1 protein-coding gene is annotated in these 428 nt (G+C 57.2%); it reads right to left on the bottom strand.

Going from position 1 to position 428, the window contains the following annotated elements; all coding sequences use genetic code 11:
- Positions 1-68: 68 nt before the first annotated feature.
- A partial coding sequence (locus tag AB2B41_RS23380; RefSeq protein ID WP_367880232.1) for a transposase occupies positions 69-428 on the bottom strand: 360 nt, incomplete at its 5' end.

The following is a 428-nucleotide window of genomic DNA, read 5'->3' as shown; positions in this document are numbered from 1 at the left end:
GATGCTGTTGAAAAAGTCGACCGGGGATTTCGTTTGAATTGATGGTCGAACGGTTTCTGCCCGGCTCTTCACACCGGAATTTGTCTGAGCTTGGCAAGTTTGCGGAGGTTCTGGACTGTTGCTGCGAGGTGGAACTCGTCCTTGGCGCCGTTTGGTCCTCTAAGGCGGAGGCGGTCGAGGCCGATAATGCGTTTGAGGTGGGCGAAGAGCATCTCTACCTTCTTTCTCGCGTAGCTGGAGGCGACATAGGCATCTGTCTTCGCGATATCCCGTGCTTTTTGGCGGGCGTCTTCATGCCTGGATCGGGCGATCTTCCGGGTCACCTGTTTCGGCGTGCATCGGGGATTCAGCGGACACGCCGCGCAATCCTGTTTCCGGGCGTAGTATTTCTTGAAGCCATCCTTGCCGAACGCCGGGCGCCCCTTTGA

The organism is Sulfitobacter sediminis (assembly GCF_040811725.1).
Lineage (GTDB): Bacteria > Pseudomonadota > Alphaproteobacteria > Rhodobacterales > Rhodobacteraceae > Sulfitobacter > Sulfitobacter sediminis.
Note: the sequence above shows the minus strand (reverse complement) of the source record. Positions and strands in the feature narration are given on the sequence as shown.